Source organism: Bacillus massiliglaciei (assembly GCF_900098925.1).
GTDB classification, from domain to species: Bacteria; Bacillota; Bacilli; order Bacillales; family DSM-1321; genus Peribacillus; species Peribacillus massiliglaciei.
Map to the genome: position 1 here is coordinate 637,009 of NZ_LT622358.1, position 17,795 is coordinate 654,803.

The window sequence follows — 17,795 nt, forward strand, 5'->3', positions numbered from 1 at the left end:
ACAAATTATAAGATGTACTAACCTATTTTAAGAACTTTACACAGACAGGGTAGGGGACTTTAACGTCTGATTGTAATAAGGTAAGCTTACCGGTCTTCACATCTCTTCTAAATAGGCTGAGATTTCCTGACTCTTCATTCGAAGCGATAAGGAATTTCTCAGTTGGATCCAAACTGAAATCACGAGGCCAATGACCTGCGGTGCTTACCGTCTCCACAAGCTCTAATGTTCCGTTCTCCGGATTGGTTTTGAAGACCGAAATGCTGTCATGGCCGCGGTCAGCCGCATAGACAAAATTTCCGTCTGAAGAAATATGAATGGCACTGCCTTGGTTGTTGCGTGAGTAATTGCTTGGAATCGAAAAGACCGTCTGTATTTCCCGGAAGCTTCCTTTTTCTGCATTGAATTCCAAAACGATCACTTCTGGGCTGATTTCGTTTTTAACGTAAGCATATTTACCGTTAGGATGGAAAACTAAATGTCTTGGACCTGATCCGGGTGTTACATGCAGTCTGCTTGCTTCAGTAAGTTTTCCTTCTTCTATCTTATACGTAATGATTTCATCCGTACCTAAATCCACAGTGGCGATTAGTGAGCCGGCAGGTGTATATCCGGCAAAATGCGCATGTGCCCTCTCCTGCCTCTCAAGATAAGGGCCGGCACCTTCATGCTGTATCGCAGAAATAACATTCCCAACACTGCCGTCTTTATTGACAGAATAAGATTCTACGATTCCGTCTCCATAGTTTGCTGTCACTATCCACTGTTTATTTTCGTCCACACTTATATGGCAGGAAGACCCATTTTCGGTTAACTGTTTGTTCATAAGTTTCAGCTCACCTGATTTTTCTTCAATTAAAAAGGAAGCGACACCGCCTTTTCCTGAATCTTTTAAAACAGAATAAAGATGTTTTTGATCGCCGCTAATAGCCAAATATGTTGGATCTGTTAGCTCTGCCGCAAGTTCAGGAGTGCTGATTGTCTCATTTACAGTGTCGAGTGCGAATTGATAAATTCCTTTGCTTTCCCCTTTTGTATATGTGCCGATATAACCGATGTATGTATTTTGTTTTTCCATTCTCTTTCTCCTCCTATATTTCAGTTATTGCTTCTTCAATTAGTTTCCCTGTTTTCAAGACATTTAACCTTTGACAGAAAAAATGCAATGAATTCAGGAACATGGTTCATAAAACTATCATAACGTTTACAGGGAGGAGCGGGCAAACTATATAGAGTAAAATTTCTTGATTTAAAAAGTAGATAGCAAAAATTGTTTTTAGATTAGAAATTTTAAAAGGTGGGAATAAATGAAGAAAAAACAATGGGAGAGATAAAAATGGCAGTTAAAAATCCAACGAATTATGAAGAAAGATATGAGGCGGCATTTAATAGAATTCATCAAGCGCTCAAACAGACTGTAAAAAACGCTCAGAGCGACAAATTTACTGACCTTGTATTTAAAGGGAAAACACATGCTATGATTCGGTATTATGAGCCAGATCTTTGTCAATTTGCAAAACTTCGGAATGCAATGGTTCATGAAAAGATAAAAGAGGGATATTACATAGCAGTTCCTCATCCGGAAATTGTAGAAAAAATCGAAAAAATTGCGGATGAGCTGGAAAAACCACAATCAGCACTTTCCATTGCGAGCAAACCGGTGCATTTCTTTTATGAAGATGACTCCTTATCCAAAGTGCTTGAAGCGGTAAAAGAACATCATCATTCCCGTTTTCCCATCTATAACAGGGAAGATGAATACCTTTGGCTTTTGACTTCTTCAGAAATTGTTAAGTGGCTGGCAGATCACTTTTCTGACGAAAAAATGGCAATTGGAAAGGCAAAAGTGAAGGAACTGTATGACCCGGCAATTCAGCATGACATCGTATTTGCTTCTCAAAATGACAGTGTACTGGAAATAGAGAATCTCTTTGATGAAAACTCCAGTCCGAATAAAAAGCTGGATGCTGTAATCATTACAAAAAGCGGAAAAGCTCAGGAAAAACCAAACGGTATTATTACATCTTCTGACTTATTGGAAGCAGAGATTAATGATTAATACAACAGACCCGAATAGGATGATCCCATTCGGGTATTCTTGATGAGGCTCTTACAGAACTAATTCAGCCTGTTCAGCAGGGAAAGAAGCGTCTATAGGAATATGCTGAAAGGCAGATACGAGGAATAAACCTTGATCTGTCAATTTTATCTCAGGTATCACAGGCAGAGAGAGAAAAGAAAGAGTAAGGAAAGCATTGAAGTGGCTGCTTGATTGTAACGACTTTAAAGCTTGATTTAGTTGATGTAATGCAGTTTCTGTTTCTTGATAACTCAGTGAGCACATTAATCCGGCAATGGGAAGGGGAAGGGAAGATAAAACCCGGCCTCCGCAAACGACAGCCAAGCCGCCTTGCATTTTTTTTATTTCCTTGGAAGCGAGAATCATATCATCATCATTCGTACCGGCAATAATTAAATTATGAGAATCATGAGCTACTGTTGTAGCGATGGCTCCATCAGTCATTTGGAGACCTTTTATAATGCCAAGACCAATTTGCTTATGCCGATGATGTCGGTTAATAACGGCTAATTTTAGTTGGTCCTTTACAATGGAAACAGTGAATTCCCCATTTGCATTGACATCAATTTCTTCCACTGCATGTTTGGTAATAAGGCTGTTAGGAATGATTTCTATAATATTAGCTGTATGGCTTTTCATTTTTATCTGAAAATCTGTATGTTCGATGTCGGGATAATGTACGGTATTTGTTAATGCTTCCGGAACGGTCGGAGTTCTGAAGGAATCAGATGCTTCATTTACGGCATTAACCAATTTTCCATCTTTGTAGACAGAGTGAATTTTGATATCTTCTAAATGATCAAGTATGAGGAAATCGGCTTTATAGCCGGGGGATATGGCACCGCGTTCTCCTAATCCAAAACATTCAGCTACATTTAAAGAAGCCATTTGGATAGCGGTAACTGGAGAAATGCCGCAGCTGATGGCAAGCCTGACATTATGGTCGATACTTCCTTGGCTGATAATGTCATCTAAATGCCGGTCATCTGTTACAAACAGACATCGTCTGGAATTCCTTTCAGTAACAACAGAGATTAAGTTTCTTAAATCTTTAGCAACTGTACCTTCCCGAATCATCAGATACATTCCTTTTCTAAGCCTTTCTCTAGCTTCTGCTTCTGCAGTGCACTCGTGGTCAGTGGAAATGCCGGCCGCGCGGTATACATTTATTCCGGTCGCATCAAGACCTGCACCATGTCCGTCAATCTTTTTCTGTTGCTTCTGCGCATGTAAGAGCTTTTGTACCATATCTTCTTCAGCATGAAGAACGGAATGGCTGTTCATGACCTCGGCCAGCCCGAGCACGCGGGGATTTTTATAAAGCGGCAATAAATCAACACTGTCAATTTCAGCTCCCGAGCTTTCAAAACGGGTTGCAGGGACAGAGGAAGGCAGCATGAAGTAAAAATCAAAAGGAAGGTTTTCTGACTGTTTGAACATAAATTCAATTCCGGCAGTTCCGGTGACATTAGCAATTTCATGTGGGTCGGCAATTGCACAGGTAACACCGTGCTGCAGCAATATCTTTGCATATTCATGGGGAAGTACCATGGAGGATTCAATATGGACATGCCCATCTATAAAAGAAGGTGAGATATATTTACCTTCAGCATCAATAATTTCTTTGCCCTCATATGATCCGATGCCGACAAAATAGCCTTCATGAATGGCGATATCTGCTTCAAATATCTCTCCGTTAAAAACATCAACAACTTTTCCGTTTTTTATGACACAATCTGCCGGAATCCGGCCGGCTGCTGAATCAATTCTGTTCTTCAGCAATTGTTGATCCATAATTTTGCCTCCTTTGAAATTTTCTAATACTCTGCCTTTTCAACAAGCTTTTCCCATGCAGTGAATGGAAGGCTGTGGTCAGGAGGCTGTATTTTCATCATTGGCAATGCCCGATTTTCCATGGGGATTGCAAGTTCAGTATAGATGAAGTGATCATCGAATCCGATTTGTGCTGCTTCTTCTTTAGTGGAGGCATAATAAACGGCTCTGGGTCTGGCCCAATAGATGGCACCAATACACATGGGGCATGGTTCACAGCTTGTATAGATATCGCAGTCCGTTAATTGGAAGGAGCCTAGTTCTTTACAGGCGTTCCTTATCGCCTGAACTTCTGCATGGGCAGTTGGATCCATCATAGTGGTGACGTGATTGCAGCCCTCAGCAATAATTTTTCCCTCCTTAACGACTACTGCTCCGAAAGGTCCGCCCCCTTTTGACATGACATTATGATAAGCAAGCTCTATGGCCCTTTTCATAAACCTAATATCCATTTTCTCCCTCCTTGATGTTCATTTACTTATCGTAATGATACTAAAAAAAATTACATAGTCAATGATAAAATGATAAAGTTGTGAAATTTCATGTTATTTAATATGACATAAAAAACTATTTTTACAATATTCTGATTAACTGGTAATGTAGTGATTATATATAAATACATATCACAAGATTAGTGAAGGTGAGAAAATGGAGTTTTTGACAATTTTGCTTCCTGTTTTCGGTGTCTTTGTTTTAGGGTATATTGGTCAGAAAAAGTTAAAGGTGGATCCAAAAGGGATATCTTCAATGGCAGTTTATTTAATGTCTCCATTCCTTGCTTTCCGGACATTTTACAACACGACCTTTAATCAGGATTATTTCTACCTGATGATTTTCACTTTTGTTTTGTGCCTGGCCATTATTTTGATGGTCTATTGTATCTCCTTTGTAAAAAAATACTCGACGAGAGAAACATGTGCTCTTATATTAGCTTCGGCTTTTATGAATAACGGGAACTATGGAACGCCGGTTGTGTTATTGCTTTTTGGTGCTGCGGGACTTGATTACGCCATTGTTCTGATGGTAGGGCAGCAGCTTGTTATGTGTACTGTTGGTATTTATTATGCGGCAAAGGGAAGCCCTGATGGAGATGGTATTCATTCTGCAATGAGAGCAGTCAGGAGAATGCCTATTGTCTATGCGGCAATAGCAGGAGTTTTTCTTCATTATTTTCAGATTGATATAGGCAGATCGGTTAATGAGGTAGTAGATTTAATCGGAAGTGCTGCTATCCCAACGATTATGATCATTTTGGGCATGCAATTAGCTTCCGTATCTTTCAAGAAAATCCCAAGAATGAAAATTTCAATAGCGCTTATCCTTAAACTTGTGCTGTCTCCGATTATTGCTTATGCTCTAACTATTCTTTTTCCGGTTAGTTCAATGGCTGCTAAAATAATGGTAACCGTTGCAGCTATGCCTTCAGCTGCTAATACAACGATGTATGCCCTTCAGTATAATACTGAGCCCGAATTTGTTTCAAGCGCTACTTTTGTTAGCACAGTACTGAGTTTAGTGACACTTCCGATTGTTTTTTTCTTTGTATTATAGTCTTATAGTGCAATGTGGGAACATCGCAGATTATATTGTAAGCGTTTTAAAAAAGTGGAGAAATGGTGAAAAATGAGCTAGCGTTCAATCAATATTTTTTTGGGGAATAAAGGGTTTTTTCAGCAAGAGATATAATAGTATAGTAAGATGCTGTATTTTTGCTTTTTTAGTAAACATTATGGTATATGTATTTCTTAAGAAGGTGGGAGGGAATAAGGTGTTTCAAACTAAAATTGAGATTAAGAATATACAAGTGATTGATTCGATCTTACAAGAATTTGTTCAAACTTCTTACAATGAAGCGAAAGAGGATGGAACGCTTCTTTGCATGGAATGCGGGGATGTAGATTTATATATTGCAGCTTCCCATCATGAAGAACTTCAAGATGCTATTAATGAGAATTTTGCTATTGACGACAATGGAGAAATTATTGATAGAGAACAGCACCAGACGCTGATGGATGATTTATATGAATACTTTCTTCAACTTCATATAGAAAGCGGATTCTTTGATTATTTCCCTGCTGGATTTTATGAAGTGAAGGGAGAAAAAAGGGAATCCGAGACCGATATGCTGGCTCCAAAAGGAAAATATTTTGCACCGTTCGAGGACGCTCTCAAATAAGCAGCAGCCTGCAGACTGCTGCTTTTATTTTGCTGCAGCAAAATAAAAGCTTTTTAAGTTTGATAGGAAATATGTCATGTATTTATTAATTTAGTTATCCCCAAACGGGATTTCATCTGTTATAATGAAAATAGTTTTTTAGTATTGCTATATAACAAGATTTACAGATGTATTTTTTTATTGCTCAGATGTATGGAGGATCTTTTTTTTATATAAAATAATCAGAATATTTATTTTTAATAAATAATTGGTTATAATCTGTCTATTCTGAAAATACGGAATTGGACGGAATGTATATGCTGAAGTAGGAGGGGAATTATGATTGTCTTTGATCAGGTTAATAAGTACTATGGCAGCTTTCATGTATTGAAAGATATCAGTCTTACCATTAATAAAGGAGAAGTTGTTGTTGTAATCGGTCCTTCCGGATCCGGGAAGAGCACAATGCTGAGATGTATTAATGGGCTGGAGACTATCACTGCCGGCACATTAAAGGTTAATGGTCTCTCGGTGGCCGACAAGAAAACGAATATTAATAAATTGCGCAGAAATATTGGGATGGTTTTTCAGCACTTCCATTTGTACCCTCACAAAACAGTGCTTGAAAATATTATGCTTGCTCCCATGAAAGTTTTGGGACAAAGCAAGGAGGAAGCAAAAGGCATCGCTGAAAAATATTTAAAAAAAGTAGGTATTGCTGATAAAGCGAACTCCTATCCCTCTCAGTTATCTGGCGGGCAGCAGCAGCGGGTGGCCATTGCGAGGGGATTGGCGATGAACCCTGAAGTCATGCTGTTTGATGAGCCTACTTCGGCCCTCGATCCTGAAATGATTGGCGAGGTGCTGGATGTCATGAAAACATTAGCGGAAGAGGGAATGACCATGGTCGTTGTTACTCATGAGATGGGATTTGCAAGAGAAGTAGCAGACCGTATTGTTTTCATGGATGAAGGAAGAATTTTAGAGGAGGCAGCACCGGCTGAGTTTTATGCTAATCCGCGTGAAGAACGTGCACGCTTATTTCTCAGCCGTATTTTAAATCATTAATCACATAGGGGGAAAATGTATGAAAAAAAGAAAATGGTTTCAATTGTTGTTATTATCCATCATCGCCGTGTTTGTCCTGGCTGCTTGCGGCGGAGGCAGTGACGAAGCTAGTAATGAAGAAAGCGGCGAAAACGGAGGAAAGCTTGAAGAAATTAAGAAAAATGACAAAATTGTTTTTGGAGTTAAAAATGACACTCGACTTTTCGGCCTGAAAAATCCAAGTACAGGAGAAGTTGAGGGTTTTGACATTGATATCGCTAAAGCACTAGCAAAAGAAATTCTTGGTGATGAAAACAAGGCAGAATTCAAAGAAGTGACATCGAAAACAAGAATGCCTCTGCTGAATAACGGAGATATCGATGCAATCGTTGCCACAATGACGATTACAGATGAACGGAAAAAGGAAGTAGATTTCACGGATGTATATTTTGACGCCGGACAATCTCTATTAGTGAAAAAAGGAAGCAAAGTAAAAAGCATTGAAGATCTAAAAGGCGTTAAGGTGTTGGCAGTAAAAGGTTCTACTTCGGCTATAAACATTAGGGAAAAGGCACCGGAAGCACAGGTGCTTGAGTTTGAGAACTATTCTGAAGCGTTCAATGCATTGAAGACCGGACAGGGAGAAGCATTAACAACAGACGATGCCATTCTTTATGGAATGGCAGATGAAAACCCAGATTATGAGCTTGTCGGTGGAACTTTTACAGAAGAACCTTACGGAATTGCAGTGAAGAAAGGGAACCAAGATTTTGTCGATGAATTAAACAAAGCCTTAAAGGCATTAAAAGATTCAGGAAAGTATGATGAAATTAAAGATAAGTGGATCAAACAGCGTTAATAAACAGTTTTACTGGATTAGGATGGGCATTGAGCTCATCCTAATTATTCAGAGGAGTGGATGTCGTGCTTGATTTCACCATAGTGACAAATAATCTTGATATGTATCTTGAAGGATTCAAAAACACATTGACAGCCAGTTTGATTGCACTTGCCGGCAGTTTATTAATAGGGGTGTTGATTGCCGTCATGAGAATAGCCCCCTTCAAACCATTGAATTGGTTAGGCACTGCCTATGTTGAATTCATTCGGAATATTCCTTTATTGATCATTACTTTCTTTTTCTTTATTGGACTAAAGCTGAATGGACTGACAGCTGGAACACTGGCGCTTACTGTTTATACCTCTTCTTTTATCGCAGAAGCTGTAAGAGCAGGGATTTTATCTGTACCAAAAGGTCAGATGGAAGCCGCGCGTTCATCTGGACTTTCTTATGGGCAGGCGATGAGGATGATCATTCTGCCGCAGGCTGTTAAAATAGTTATTCCGCCGCTGGGAAATCAATTTATTAATTTAGTGAAAAACTCAGCGATCTTATCTGTAGTTGCTGGATTAGATCTGATGTATCAAGGCGACTTGATTTCTTCCAGAACATTTGTTGTTTTTGATGTGTACATTTTTGTGGCGGCATTTTATTTAATAATTACCATTCCTTTAAGTCTTGGCGTAGGGTATTTAGAAAAACGCCTGGCTAAGAGTAATTAAGGGGGTATGGACATGGATTTTATTAATGCTTACCAGCCGGATCATCTTCTATTTCTGTTGGATGGCCTCTGGGTAACGCTGAAAGTTGCTTTTTTCGCTATTATCCTCAGTTTCATTATCGGAGGGATTGTAGGGACTATAAGGTATGCAAAAGTTCCTGTGCTCTCACAGATTTTAGCAGTCTTAGTAGAGACGATCAGGAATCTGCCGCTCCTGTTAATCATTTTCTTTACATATTTCGCGTTGCCGGAGGTCCAAATCAAACTTGAACCGATACCAGCTGCAATAATTGCCTTAACAATTTTTGAATCGGCTATGCTGTCTGAAATTATACGAAGCGGTTTGAAGTCAATTGATAAAGGACAGATGGAGGCAGCGAGGTCTTCGGGCTTATCCTATATCCAAGCTCTTCGGTATATTATTATTCCCCAAGGAATCAGAAGAATGGTTCCCCCGATTGTCAGCCAATTCATTTCTTTGTTAAAAGATACATCACTGGCAGTTGTTATTTCTCTTCCAGAACTGACACACCATGGACAGATTATTTATGGACAAAGTGAAAAATATTTAATCCCTATTCTGTTGTTAGTAGCGATTATATATTTCATTATTAACTATAGTTTGTCTTTGGTCGCAAGAAGACTGGAAGTGAAGAATCCATAAGAATATGTTTTAATAAAACACTCTGGAAAAGACTGTAAACGTCTTACCAGTGTGTTTTTTTTTGAAGGAAGACTGGGGGGAATTAGGGAAGTTCATTGTAATGACCATCTTGGCCTGCAATTCGTTTTAGTTTTACATAGTTAAGGTAAAGAGGGAGATAATGAAGGTGAGTCAAAAGTAATAGAAATTCCTTTCTTTTCAAATATATCGTATAATTTAACAGCTTCCACTTTATATGAGCCTCGTAATAATGAAAAAGTTAAAATGATTTTTTCGTTAAGATGAACTTTCTTATTAACAATTTAAACTATAGAAAAATCCAATATTTACTGTCAGAAATAAGGAGATTTTCAATTAATAAATTGTTTAATTCATTTGAAAAATATTTTTAAAAGGATATTGCGTTCTTTATAACGAATATGTATATTTAAGGAAAGGATTAGGTAACAAGTCTTAGAAGGAGGGGCTTAGATGGATTATTATTTAGCTTCCGATGAAAAAAATAAAAAGCAAGCTAAATCATTGATTAGAAAATTAAAGTCTAAGGGCTTTAACTGCCTGAATGAAGTTTTTTATATAGATAACAGTGTATCTGATTCAGAAGAACAATCAGAAAAGGCCATTGAGAAAGCAGCGTTTATTTTAATCTATTTAACTGCCGGAAAAGGCAGCCTTCATGAAATAGGATACGCACTTTCGTTACAAAAGAAAATTATTCTGTATTCTCCGGAAAAAGAAAATTATCATATAGGAAAGAACTCGATATTTCGCAATATGCCTGAAGTCATGATAAGCAGCGGGACTTTTTATAAGCTGGTAAAGCAGCTTCGTACGATGGAATAGGATTTACATTTCATATTGATGACAATCTTTTCGGGAATATTAAATGGACTCACAAACCCCCAAAATAAAAAACTTTATTACCGAAAGGTTTAACACTACGAAAATAGGGGTAATAAAGTATTAAAAACTAGGGGAGGTTCTTGAAATGAGTCAAATAGATATTGATCAGCTTTTGCAATCCACGGAAGAAATAGCCGAAGAATCGATTCCTTATCTGTACCCAATAGATATCGATCAATTACTTGATAACACGAATGATTGGTGATTTTATTCATTTCATATATAAGTTGAAAAATAGGTAGCGCATACATATTTTGCCGATCAAGCAGGGGGAATGATCTGTCCCCTGCTTGTTTCTGCGTCCAACCTCTTAAAAGTGTCTTCCTTTAATAAAACCAAGAATAGCAAACATTCCGAGGCTGCCGGCAACAAAAATAACTTTGATAATCGTACTTAACAATTCATCGTACATATTTCATCCTCCTACCCTCGAAATCAGTACAGTTATTTACAGGTAAATTATAACATATATGGGAAGCGTATCATCATAAACATTGGTTAGAATCGAATCTTCTTCATTCTTTCCATTAAAATTGGAGAATATGCCATAACTTCAATCAATAAAAACACAGCCTGCTTCTTCTGGGCATAAAGTAAATTCTAGGGAGGTAAGGCGAACATATGGCAAATAAAGTAGAAGATTATCTTGAACAGGGTATTTACGGAAAAAAAGAAATTAATCCAAAAGAGAGAAGACTTTATTTAGGTACATTAAGGGAAAGGGTTATCGCGGCCGTGCATCAAAGTGAGATATTTAAAGGGCTGCTGCTGCAGGAAATACTGGCAGCGAAAAAAGAGTATCCAAGGTGTAAAATGCTGCTAAATGGAAATATTCCGTATCAATATTTAGGCAAATATATAAAGGCAGCTAATCAATATAATCTTCCGTATAAGATGGTTTTAAATAAAGATTATAATTCGGAATATGGTTTAATCTTAACCGGAGAAGAAGCTATTAACAAAGAAGAAATCCATATAAAGGTACCGGTTTCTGAACCAAAAGAAATAAATGAGAAAAAAAAGATTACATTCAGTATGGGATTGATGATAAAAAAAGTGCTGAGAAGGGCAGTAAAGTTATTTCGAAAATAAAGAGAGTGTATCCCGGAAAAGGGATACACTCTCAGCTGTTAAGTTCAGATTAGTTTTTCTTTTTTACACTGTTCACTTTCAATGCTTTGTCCGGCTGAATGTAAGCTCCGAAGTATAATCCTGCTACCAGAACAGCTCCTCCAACAGTATTACCTAAGAATACCGGTACAAAATTCGTGAAATACTCAGCCCATGTAGCTCCGCCTGCGAAAATAGCAGCAGGAATAATGAACATATTAGCAACAACGTGCTGGAAACCGATTGTTACAAACGCAGCAATCGGCAAGAAAAGGCTGATAATTTTTCCGGCTGCATCTTCTGCACTGTAAGAAATCCAAACACCTAATGCTACTAACCAGTTACAACCAACTGCAGAAATAAAGGTGGCCAAGAAATCTGCCTGTACTTTAGATTGAGCGGCAGCGACCGTTTTATCTAAGAACACATCTGTTTCAGTTAAGCCTAATACATGTCCAAAGAAATAGGCGACAAAGACGGCTCCAATAAAATTCGTAACAGTGATAAGTACCCAGTTTTTAAGTAACTGCATAAATCTAACTTTTTTTGCAAAAACACCCATTGTAACGGCCATCATGTTTCCAGTGAGCAATTCAGCTCCAGCTACAATAACAAGGATAAGTCCTAATGGAAATACCAGTCCGCCAATTAAATTGTTCAAGCTGCCCCATTCATGCGGCAGACCTGCCACTACACGAATATTAAAAAGATATCCTAATGCGATAAAAGCGCCTCCGAGAAATCCTAGGAACAGAACGCTTATTAATGGCATCGTCGCCTTCTTGACACCATTATTTACGGCAATAGTTGCCATTTGTTGTGGATTGTTAAAAGCCATGTTACTTCCCCCTATTTGTTTCGAATCGTCGTTATTACCAATACCCCCTGTACAGTAAGGCTAATCAGCCTGTCACTGCTATCAATCGACAACAACATTAAGTATTATGCCATTAGTTGTCGAATTTTGCTATAACAAAATAATTTTTTTTAGAAAAAGCTTTAAAGCCAAGGGGCTTTATCTAGACTAACCTAAATTAATGAGACACTATAAAACACCTTCGAAATGGTACACTTAAACAAAGTACTAATTCGGAGGTGTTTTTGCATGGGCAAAAATGTATATTCAAATGAAGTTAAGTGGGCAGTTGTGAAAGATAAAATGAGTGGTCAGTTTTCGAACCGTGAAATCATGGAGAAGTATGAGATTAAAAATGTATCTCAAATCAAAACGTGGATGAAATGGTATCGAGATAATCAGGTTCATCGATTTAATCAACCAATAGGAAAACAATATTCCTATGGTCATGGACCAGACAGTTCGAGTCCTGAAGAGAAAAAAGAACGTCAATTGAATCATTTAAAACAGGAAAATGAAATCTTAAAAAAGTATTTGGAGATCGAAAAGGAGTTGAAAAAGAAATCGTTCTCCAATTAGTTCAGAATTTACGAAAGAAATATACAGTATCAGCTATTTTATCAGCTTTAAATGTTCCTAGATCCACCTATTATCGCTGGGCAAATGCGCAACCAGTTGAGTTGTCTAAGGAAGAAGAAGCGATTATTTACCTTTGCGAAAAAACTAAATACCGATATGGTCATCGAAAAATCAAGGAGCTTTTAAAACGTGACTATCATATCAAATTGAACCGTAATACTGTTCAACGAATCATGCAGAAATATCACCTTCAATGTAAAGTAAAACAAAAGAGAAGGTGGAAATCTCAAGGAGAATCTGTCGTTGTCGCGCCAAACTTATTACAGCGAGAGTTTCACGCAAGCAAACCTAACCATAAGTGGGTAACAGATATTACCTACATTCAATATGGGCCAGACACTTTATATTTATCAACGATCATGGACTTGTTTAATAATCAAATTGTTGCCTATAAACTTTATACTCATCAACAAATTCCTTTGGTGATTGATACCTTGAATGAAGCACTAGAAAAGCGAGGAAACCCTAAAGGAGTCATCATCCATTCAGATCAAGGAAGTGTCTATTCTTCTTATGCTTATCAGAATCGGATTAAAGAAAAGAATTTAGTTGGTAGTATGTCACGCAGGGGAAACTGTTGGGACAACGCAGTGATTGAGTCTTTCCACTCCAACCTTAAATCAGAAGAATTTCAGTTTGTTAAATTCCATTCTTTGTCGCTAGAAGAAGTAAAGGAACGTGTGGATCAATTTATGAGTTATTATAACGAAGAGCGTATCCAAGAAAAATTAGGCTACCACACACCAATAGAGTTTGGTGATATGGCAGCCTAAGAAGGTGTTTTATTACTGTCTCAAATGAATAGGTCAGTCTAATCCTATTATTTCCTTTTTCGTCCTTTGGTTTAAACTCTAAAATTTATTATTTTCTTTTAATGTTTCCTAAAAGATCTTAATTATGATGTTGGATGTATAAATTTTTTGTTTCATTGAAAAAAGATAAGCGTTTATTTTTCTTTAACTGTACATAAAGTTAAGAAATTGGAAATATTGCGACCATTGACATGGACAGCCATCTATAATCGTCAGTGAGATTTATAAAGAGAGAAGAAGAACGAACCATAATCCAGAATAAGATAAAAAATCAGAAAATTTAGTAATTAACACTTGAACTTGCCTCCGTTTTGGGAGTAAAATGACGTAAGGCAGTAGAAATTATTTAGTTTTATTAAATTTTATCAACAAGGGGTCTTTGAAAATGAAGGAACAAGAAATGGAAATCACGCTAAGTACAACATTGAAAGAAAAACCAAAAGAAGATAAGCTGGAATTTGGTAAAACGTTTACCGATCATATGTTTATCATGGATTACACCCAGGGGCAAGGATGGCATGATCCAAGAATCGTTCCTTATCAGCCGCTCAAGCTTGAGCCATCGGCCATGATTTTTCATTATGGACAATCGGTTTTCGAAGGATTAAAAGCTTATTTAACCGAGGATGATGAAATTATTCTGTTCAGGCCTGAAAAAAACTTTGAACGTTTAAATAAGTCGAATGACAGGCTTTGCATTCCTCATGTGGATGTTGATTTTGCTCTTACAGCTTTAAAGAAGCTGATTCAAGTGGACAAAGAATGGGTGCCAAAGCTGGAAGGGACTTCTTTATATATTCGCCCTTTTATTATTGCAACTGAGCCCTATCTAGGGGTAGCCCCTGCAGGCCATTATCAGTTTATCATTATTATGTCACCTGTCGGTTCATACTATAAAGAGGGAATTCATCCTGTTAAAATTGCTGTTGAAACTCAATTTACAAGGGCAGTTCACGGAGGTACAGGGGAAGCAAAAACAGGCGGGAATTATGCTTCAAGCTTAAAGGCACAGGAAGTTTCAGAGAAAATGGGCTATTCGCAAGTATTATGGCTTGATGGTGTTGAAAAGAAGTATGTTGAAGAAGTGGGAAGCATGAACGTCTTCTTTAAAATTGATGGTGAAGTAATCACACCTGAACTAAATGGCAGTATCCTGTCTGGGATTACCAGAACATCGATTATTGAGCTTCTTAACCATTGGGGTTATCAGGTAACAGAACGAAAGATTTCGATGGAAGAAGTGTATAATGCTTATAAATCCGGTAAATTGGAAGAAGCTTTCGGGACTGGCACGGCTGCTGTAATTTCTCCGATTGGTGAGTTTCTTTGGAATGATGAAAAGATGGTTATCCAAAACGGTGAAACAGGACCCTTGTCCAGGAAACTTTATGATACATTGACAGCGATCCAAACGGGAAAACAAGAAGATCCTTTTAATTGGGTTACTAAAGTATCTGAAAAAGTTAGGGTTTAATAAAGTATTATAAAAGAGCACATATCTCAGATACAGGATCGTAAATATAATTACATTAAAAAAGCTCGTTAACTGACGAGCTTTTTTAGCTGTTATTCCAATCCTTTACTAGTAAGCTATACGTAACCAAGTCTTCGTAATGATCATATAACCATTGTCCTTCACGTTGGATTCCTTCTTTTACAAAACCCAATCTTTCGGGAATAGCTATACTCTTATGATTATTTATTGCGCATCGAATTTCCACTCTATTGATGTTCCATGTTCCAAAAAGGTAGCTTAATAAGGCAGATAAAGATCTTGTAATAATACCTTGCCCCTGAGCCTCTTCAGAAAGAAAATACCCAATGCTCGTTGAACGATGTTTCCAATCAATATAATGCAGTCCCACCATTCCAACTAATTTTCCATTCAATCTAATTCCTGCATCAAAACCATTGTTATCTGCATAATTTCTTATCCATATAGGGATAATGGGTTCAAAATCTTTTGCTGATTTTCTTTTATCCACCCATAATAGCCATTTTCTAAGATGTTCACGATTTGTATCAATTAGTTCGTATAATTCTTCCCTGTTGTACTGTTGCAATAAATCGATTGTTATTTCTTCATCTACCTTGAACGAAAACACTATCATCACTCCTTATCTAATTTCAAAATTATACCATAAGATTTTGGACATTTAATTATTGTTGAGATTATATCTTTTACATAAAAGCGAATAATGTAAATGGAGAAGTAAAATACACATCATGTGCAGCTTTATTTAAAAGTAGCTTATAATACAAGTAAATGGTTAAAAAAGGAGGAGTTTTCCACATGCAGACATATAAAAGCAGGGACGAAGTGAAAGAAGAAGAAAAGTGGAATCTAAAAGATATATACAACAGTATCGAGGAATGGGAACAAGATTTTAAGAAAATTGAAGAAATGACTGGAAGATTAAAGAAATACGAGGATCGAATTCATTCAGCTGAAAGCCTATATGCTTACCTGACACTTAGTGAAGAGACTGGATACATATATAATAAGCTTTATGTGTATACGATGCTTCAGTCAGATTTAGATACACGGGTGGCCGAATCACAGGCATTGCAGGACCGAGCAGGCCAATTAGGAAGAAAAATCAGCAATGCTACGTCATTTTTTATGCCTTTTCTGCTGAGCCTTGAAGAGAAAACACTGAAAAATTATATTGAAGAAGTTGAAGGCCTGAAATATTTTGAAGAGGATCTTTTTGATTCCTACCGATTCAAAAAACATGTATTGTCAAAAGAACAGGAAGCTGTTCTGGCTCAAATTGGCGAAGCGTTCTCTTCTCCTCAGAAGACCTTTGGAATGATTAATAATGCGGATATTAAGTTTGGGGAAATTACAGGGGAAGATGGAGAAAAAGTAGAGCTGACGAGAGGCTTGTATGCAAAATTGATGGAAGACAGCGACAGGAAAAAAAGAAAAGAAGCATATGAAGCCTATTATATGCCGTATATGCAGCAGAAAAATACCATTGCCTCCACTTTATCAGCTGCCATTCGTAATAATGTTAATTTATCTAAACTGCGCCGTTACCCTTCAGCGCTTGAAAAATCATTGTTCTCTGATCAAGTGCCTTTAGAAGTTTACAATAATTTAATTATGTCAACAAAAGAGAACATAGCTCCTTTGCATAAATATATGTCTATTCGAAAAAAAGTGATGAGGCTGGAGGAATTGCATCCGTACGATTTAAGTGTTCCTTTAGTGGAAGGGGCTAAAGAAGAAATCTCTTTTGAAGAGGGCTATGCTCTCATGCTGGAGGCCCTTCATCCTCTTGGGGAAGAATACATTTCTGTATTGGCTGATTTTAAGAAAAACAGATACCTTGATGTAAGAGAAACGCCCGGTAAACGTTCTGGTGCCTACAATATAGGGCTCTATGGGGTACATCCATTCATATTGCTTAATCATCGGGATGATTCAGACAGTGTATTTACCCTGGCACATGAATCGGGACATGGCATGCATTCTTACTTCAGTTCCAAATATCAGCCTCAAATCAGCGCCGGTTATTCCATCTTTGTGGCAGAGGTTGCTTCAACAGTAAATGAAATCTTATTGATTCGGCATTTACTTAAGGTTACAGAAAACGAAGAAAAGAAAAAGCATTTATTAAACCATTTTATTGACGGCTTTAAAGGCACTTTTTTTACCCAAGTCATGTTTTCAGAATTTGAAAAAAAGGTGCATGAACGGGCCGAAAGTGATCAGCCGCTGAACGCAGAAGTGTTTAATCAAATATATGAAACGATTTTTAGAACATATAATGGGGACGAAATTCTTTTCGGAGAAGAAGTAAAATATGGCTGGGCCAGAATCCCTCATTTTTATCGACCGTTTTATGTTTATAAATATGCGACAGGCTATGCTTCAGCCATTGTAATAGCAGATCAAATCCTTACGGGTGACCAACAGGCACTGGAAAATTATTTGACCTTCCTAAAAAGCGGAAGTTCAGAATATCCGCTGGAATTACTGAAGAAAACTGGAGTGGACTTAACGAAGCCAGAGCCGATTAAAAATGCCATGACTATTTTCAGCAGCTTAGTCGATGAGTTTGAATCCTTAATGGACAATTAAACTGTCACCTGTTTCCATTAGTCAAAAAAACGATTTGGTGGTAT

The 17,795-nt window shown here is 37.5% G+C and carries 17 protein-coding genes; 12 read left to right on the plus strand and 5 right to left on the minus strand.

The annotated features are described in order from the left end of the window. Positions 1-22: 22 nt before the first annotated feature. On the minus strand, positions 23-1,078 hold the full coding sequence (locus BQ4305_RS11550) for a lactonase family protein (RefSeq protein WP_110927919.1): 1,056 nt from the start codon (positions 1,076-1,078) through the stop codon (positions 23-25). A 258-nt stretch (positions 1,079-1,336) separates the two neighbouring features. Between BQ4305_RS11550 and BQ4305_RS11555 the strand changes: the two genes are divergently transcribed. Further along, the gene (locus tag BQ4305_RS11555) at positions 1,337-2,059 is read left to right on the plus strand and encodes a CBS domain-containing protein (RefSeq protein WP_110927920.1); all 723 of its coding nucleotides are present in this window, start codon (positions 1,337-1,339) and stop codon (positions 2,057-2,059) included. A gap of 51 nt (positions 2,060-2,110) precedes the next feature. On the opposite strand, the gene ade is transcribed toward BQ4305_RS11555, so the two are convergent. After that, positions 2,111-3,874, minus strand: coding sequence for an adenine deaminase (gene ade / locus BQ4305_RS11560; protein ID WP_110927921.1), 1,764 nt, complete (start codon positions 3,872-3,874; stop codon positions 2,111-2,113). 23 nt (positions 3,875-3,897) lie between these two features. Beyond that, positions 3,898-4,365 (minus strand): nucleoside deaminase, encoded by a 468-nt coding sequence (locus BQ4305_RS11565; RefSeq protein WP_110927922.1) that lies wholly within the window; start codon positions 4,363-4,365, stop codon positions 3,898-3,900. Between the two features lie 196 nt (positions 4,366-4,561). On the opposite strand from BQ4305_RS11565, the gene BQ4305_RS11570 reads away from it, so the two are divergent. The 8 genes from BQ4305_RS11570 (at position 4,562) to BQ4305_RS11605 (ending at position 11,336) form a co-directional block, all read left to right on the plus strand. Further along, positions 4,562-5,464 carry an AEC family transporter gene (locus tag BQ4305_RS11570; RefSeq protein WP_110927923.1) on the plus strand — a complete coding sequence of 301 codons (903 nt, stop codon included), beginning with the start codon at positions 4,562-4,564 and terminating at the stop codon, positions 5,462-5,464. Between the two features lie 217 nt (positions 5,465-5,681). After that, complete coding sequence (locus BQ4305_RS11575; protein WP_234396935.1) at positions 5,682-6,089, plus strand: hypothetical protein; 408 nt, start codon at positions 5,682-5,684, stop codon at positions 6,087-6,089. A gap of 318 nt (positions 6,090-6,407) precedes the next feature. Beyond that, a complete protein-coding gene (locus tag BQ4305_RS11580) occupies positions 6,408-7,136 on the plus strand; it encodes an amino acid ABC transporter ATP-binding protein (protein ID WP_110927925.1) in 729 nt (242 codons plus the stop codon). A 19-nt stretch (positions 7,137-7,155) separates the two neighbouring features. After that, entirely contained in the window at positions 7,156-7,974 is an 819-nt protein-coding gene (locus BQ4305_RS11585; protein WP_110927926.1) for a transporter substrate-binding domain-containing protein, read from the plus strand. Positions 7,975-8,075: 101 nt separating this feature from the next. Next, positions 8,076-8,678, plus strand: coding sequence for an amino acid ABC transporter permease (locus tag BQ4305_RS11590; protein ID WP_199880671.1), 603 nt, complete (start codon positions 8,076-8,078; stop codon positions 8,676-8,678). Between the two features lie 12 nt (positions 8,679-8,690). Further along, complete coding sequence (locus tag BQ4305_RS11595; RefSeq protein ID WP_110927928.1) at positions 8,691-9,341, plus strand: amino acid ABC transporter permease; 651 nt, start codon at positions 8,691-8,693, stop codon at positions 9,339-9,341. 471 nt (positions 9,342-9,812) lie between these two features. Next, positions 9,813-10,184: a TIR domain-containing protein gene (locus BQ4305_RS11600; protein WP_110927929.1), complete on the plus strand. Its 372-nt coding sequence runs from the start codon at positions 9,813-9,815 to the stop codon at positions 10,182-10,184. A 681-nt stretch (positions 10,185-10,865) separates the two neighbouring features. Further along, the gene (locus tag BQ4305_RS11605) at positions 10,866-11,336 is read left to right on the plus strand and encodes a YueI family protein (protein ID WP_110927930.1); all 471 of its coding nucleotides are present in this window, start codon (positions 10,866-10,868) and stop codon (positions 11,334-11,336) included. Between the two features lie 49 nt (positions 11,337-11,385). Here BQ4305_RS11605 and BQ4305_RS11610 read toward each other — a convergent pair whose 3' ends face one another. Then, on the minus strand, positions 11,386-12,192 hold the full coding sequence (locus BQ4305_RS11610) for a formate/nitrite transporter family protein (protein ID WP_110927931.1): 807 nt from the start codon (positions 12,190-12,192) through the stop codon (positions 11,386-11,388). Positions 12,193-12,459: 267 nt separating this feature from the next. Here BQ4305_RS11610 and BQ4305_RS11615 point away from each other — a divergent pair. Both BQ4305_RS11615 and BQ4305_RS11620 read left to right on the plus strand, forming a co-directional pair. Beyond that, a protein-coding gene (locus tag BQ4305_RS11615) for an IS3 family transposase (RefSeq protein WP_110926156.1) occupies positions 12,460-13,622 on the plus strand; the annotation gives its coding sequence in 2 pieces (ribosomal slippage) (positions 12,460-12,736 and positions 12,736-13,622; 1,164 coding nt in all). Positions 13,623-14,046: 424 nt separating this feature from the next. Further along, entirely contained in the window at positions 14,047-15,135 is a 1,089-nt protein-coding gene (locus BQ4305_RS11620; protein ID WP_110927932.1) for a branched-chain amino acid aminotransferase, read from the plus strand. 85 nt (positions 15,136-15,220) lie between these two features. Here the strand turns inward: BQ4305_RS11620 and BQ4305_RS11625 are convergent, their stop codons facing one another. Then, entirely contained in the window at positions 15,221-15,766 is a 546-nt protein-coding gene (locus tag BQ4305_RS11625) for a GNAT family N-acetyltransferase (protein WP_110927933.1), read from the minus strand. A 188-nt stretch (positions 15,767-15,954) separates the two neighbouring features. Between BQ4305_RS11625 and pepF the strand changes: the two genes are divergently transcribed. Continuing rightward, a complete protein-coding gene (gene pepF, locus BQ4305_RS11630; RefSeq protein WP_110927934.1) occupies positions 15,955-17,751 on the plus strand; it encodes an oligoendopeptidase F in 1,797 nt (598 codons plus the stop codon). The last annotated feature ends 44 nt before the right edge of the window (positions 17,752-17,795 follow it).

Coding starts and splice junctions, on each gene's coding strand:
- pepF (WP_110927934.1), top strand. CDS start 15,955: ATGCAGACATATAAAAGCAGGGACGAAGTGAAAGAAGAAGAAAAGTGG.
- BQ4305_RS11555 (WP_110927920.1), top strand. CDS start 1,337: ATGGCAGTTAAAAATCCAACGAATTATGAAGAAAGATATGAGGCGGCA.
- BQ4305_RS11565 (WP_110927922.1), bottom strand. CDS start 4,365: ATGGATATTAGGTTTATGAAAAGGGCCATAGAGCTTGCTTATCATAAT.
- BQ4305_RS11620 (WP_110927932.1), top strand. CDS start 14,047: ATGAAGGAACAAGAAATGGAAATCACGCTAAGTACAACATTGAAAGAA.
- BQ4305_RS11610 (WP_110927931.1), bottom strand. CDS start 12,192: ATGGCTTTTAACAATCCACAACAAATGGCAACTATTGCCGTAAATAAT.
- BQ4305_RS11595 (WP_110927928.1), top strand. CDS start 8,691: ATGGATTTTATTAATGCTTACCAGCCGGATCATCTTCTATTTCTGTTG.
- BQ4305_RS11580 (WP_110927925.1), top strand. CDS start 6,408: ATGATTGTCTTTGATCAGGTTAATAAGTACTATGGCAGCTTTCATGTA.
- BQ4305_RS11570 (WP_110927923.1), top strand. CDS start 4,562: ATGGAGTTTTTGACAATTTTGCTTCCTGTTTTCGGTGTCTTTGTTTTA.
- BQ4305_RS11605 (WP_110927930.1), top strand. CDS start 10,866: ATGGCAAATAAAGTAGAAGATTATCTTGAACAGGGTATTTACGGAAAA.
- BQ4305_RS11590 (WP_199880671.1), top strand. CDS start 8,076: ATGTATCTTGAAGGATTCAAAAACACATTGACAGCCAGTTTGATTGCA.
- BQ4305_RS11585 (WP_110927926.1), top strand. CDS start 7,156: ATGAAAAAAAGAAAATGGTTTCAATTGTTGTTATTATCCATCATCGCC.
- BQ4305_RS11550 (WP_110927919.1), bottom strand. CDS start 1,078: ATGGAAAAACAAAATACATACATCGGTTATATCGGCACATATACAAAA.
- ade (WP_110927921.1), bottom strand. CDS start 3,874: ATGGATCAACAATTGCTGAAGAACAGAATTGATTCAGCAGCCGGCCGG.
- BQ4305_RS11600 (WP_110927929.1), top strand. CDS start 9,813: ATGGATTATTATTTAGCTTCCGATGAAAAAAATAAAAAGCAAGCTAAA.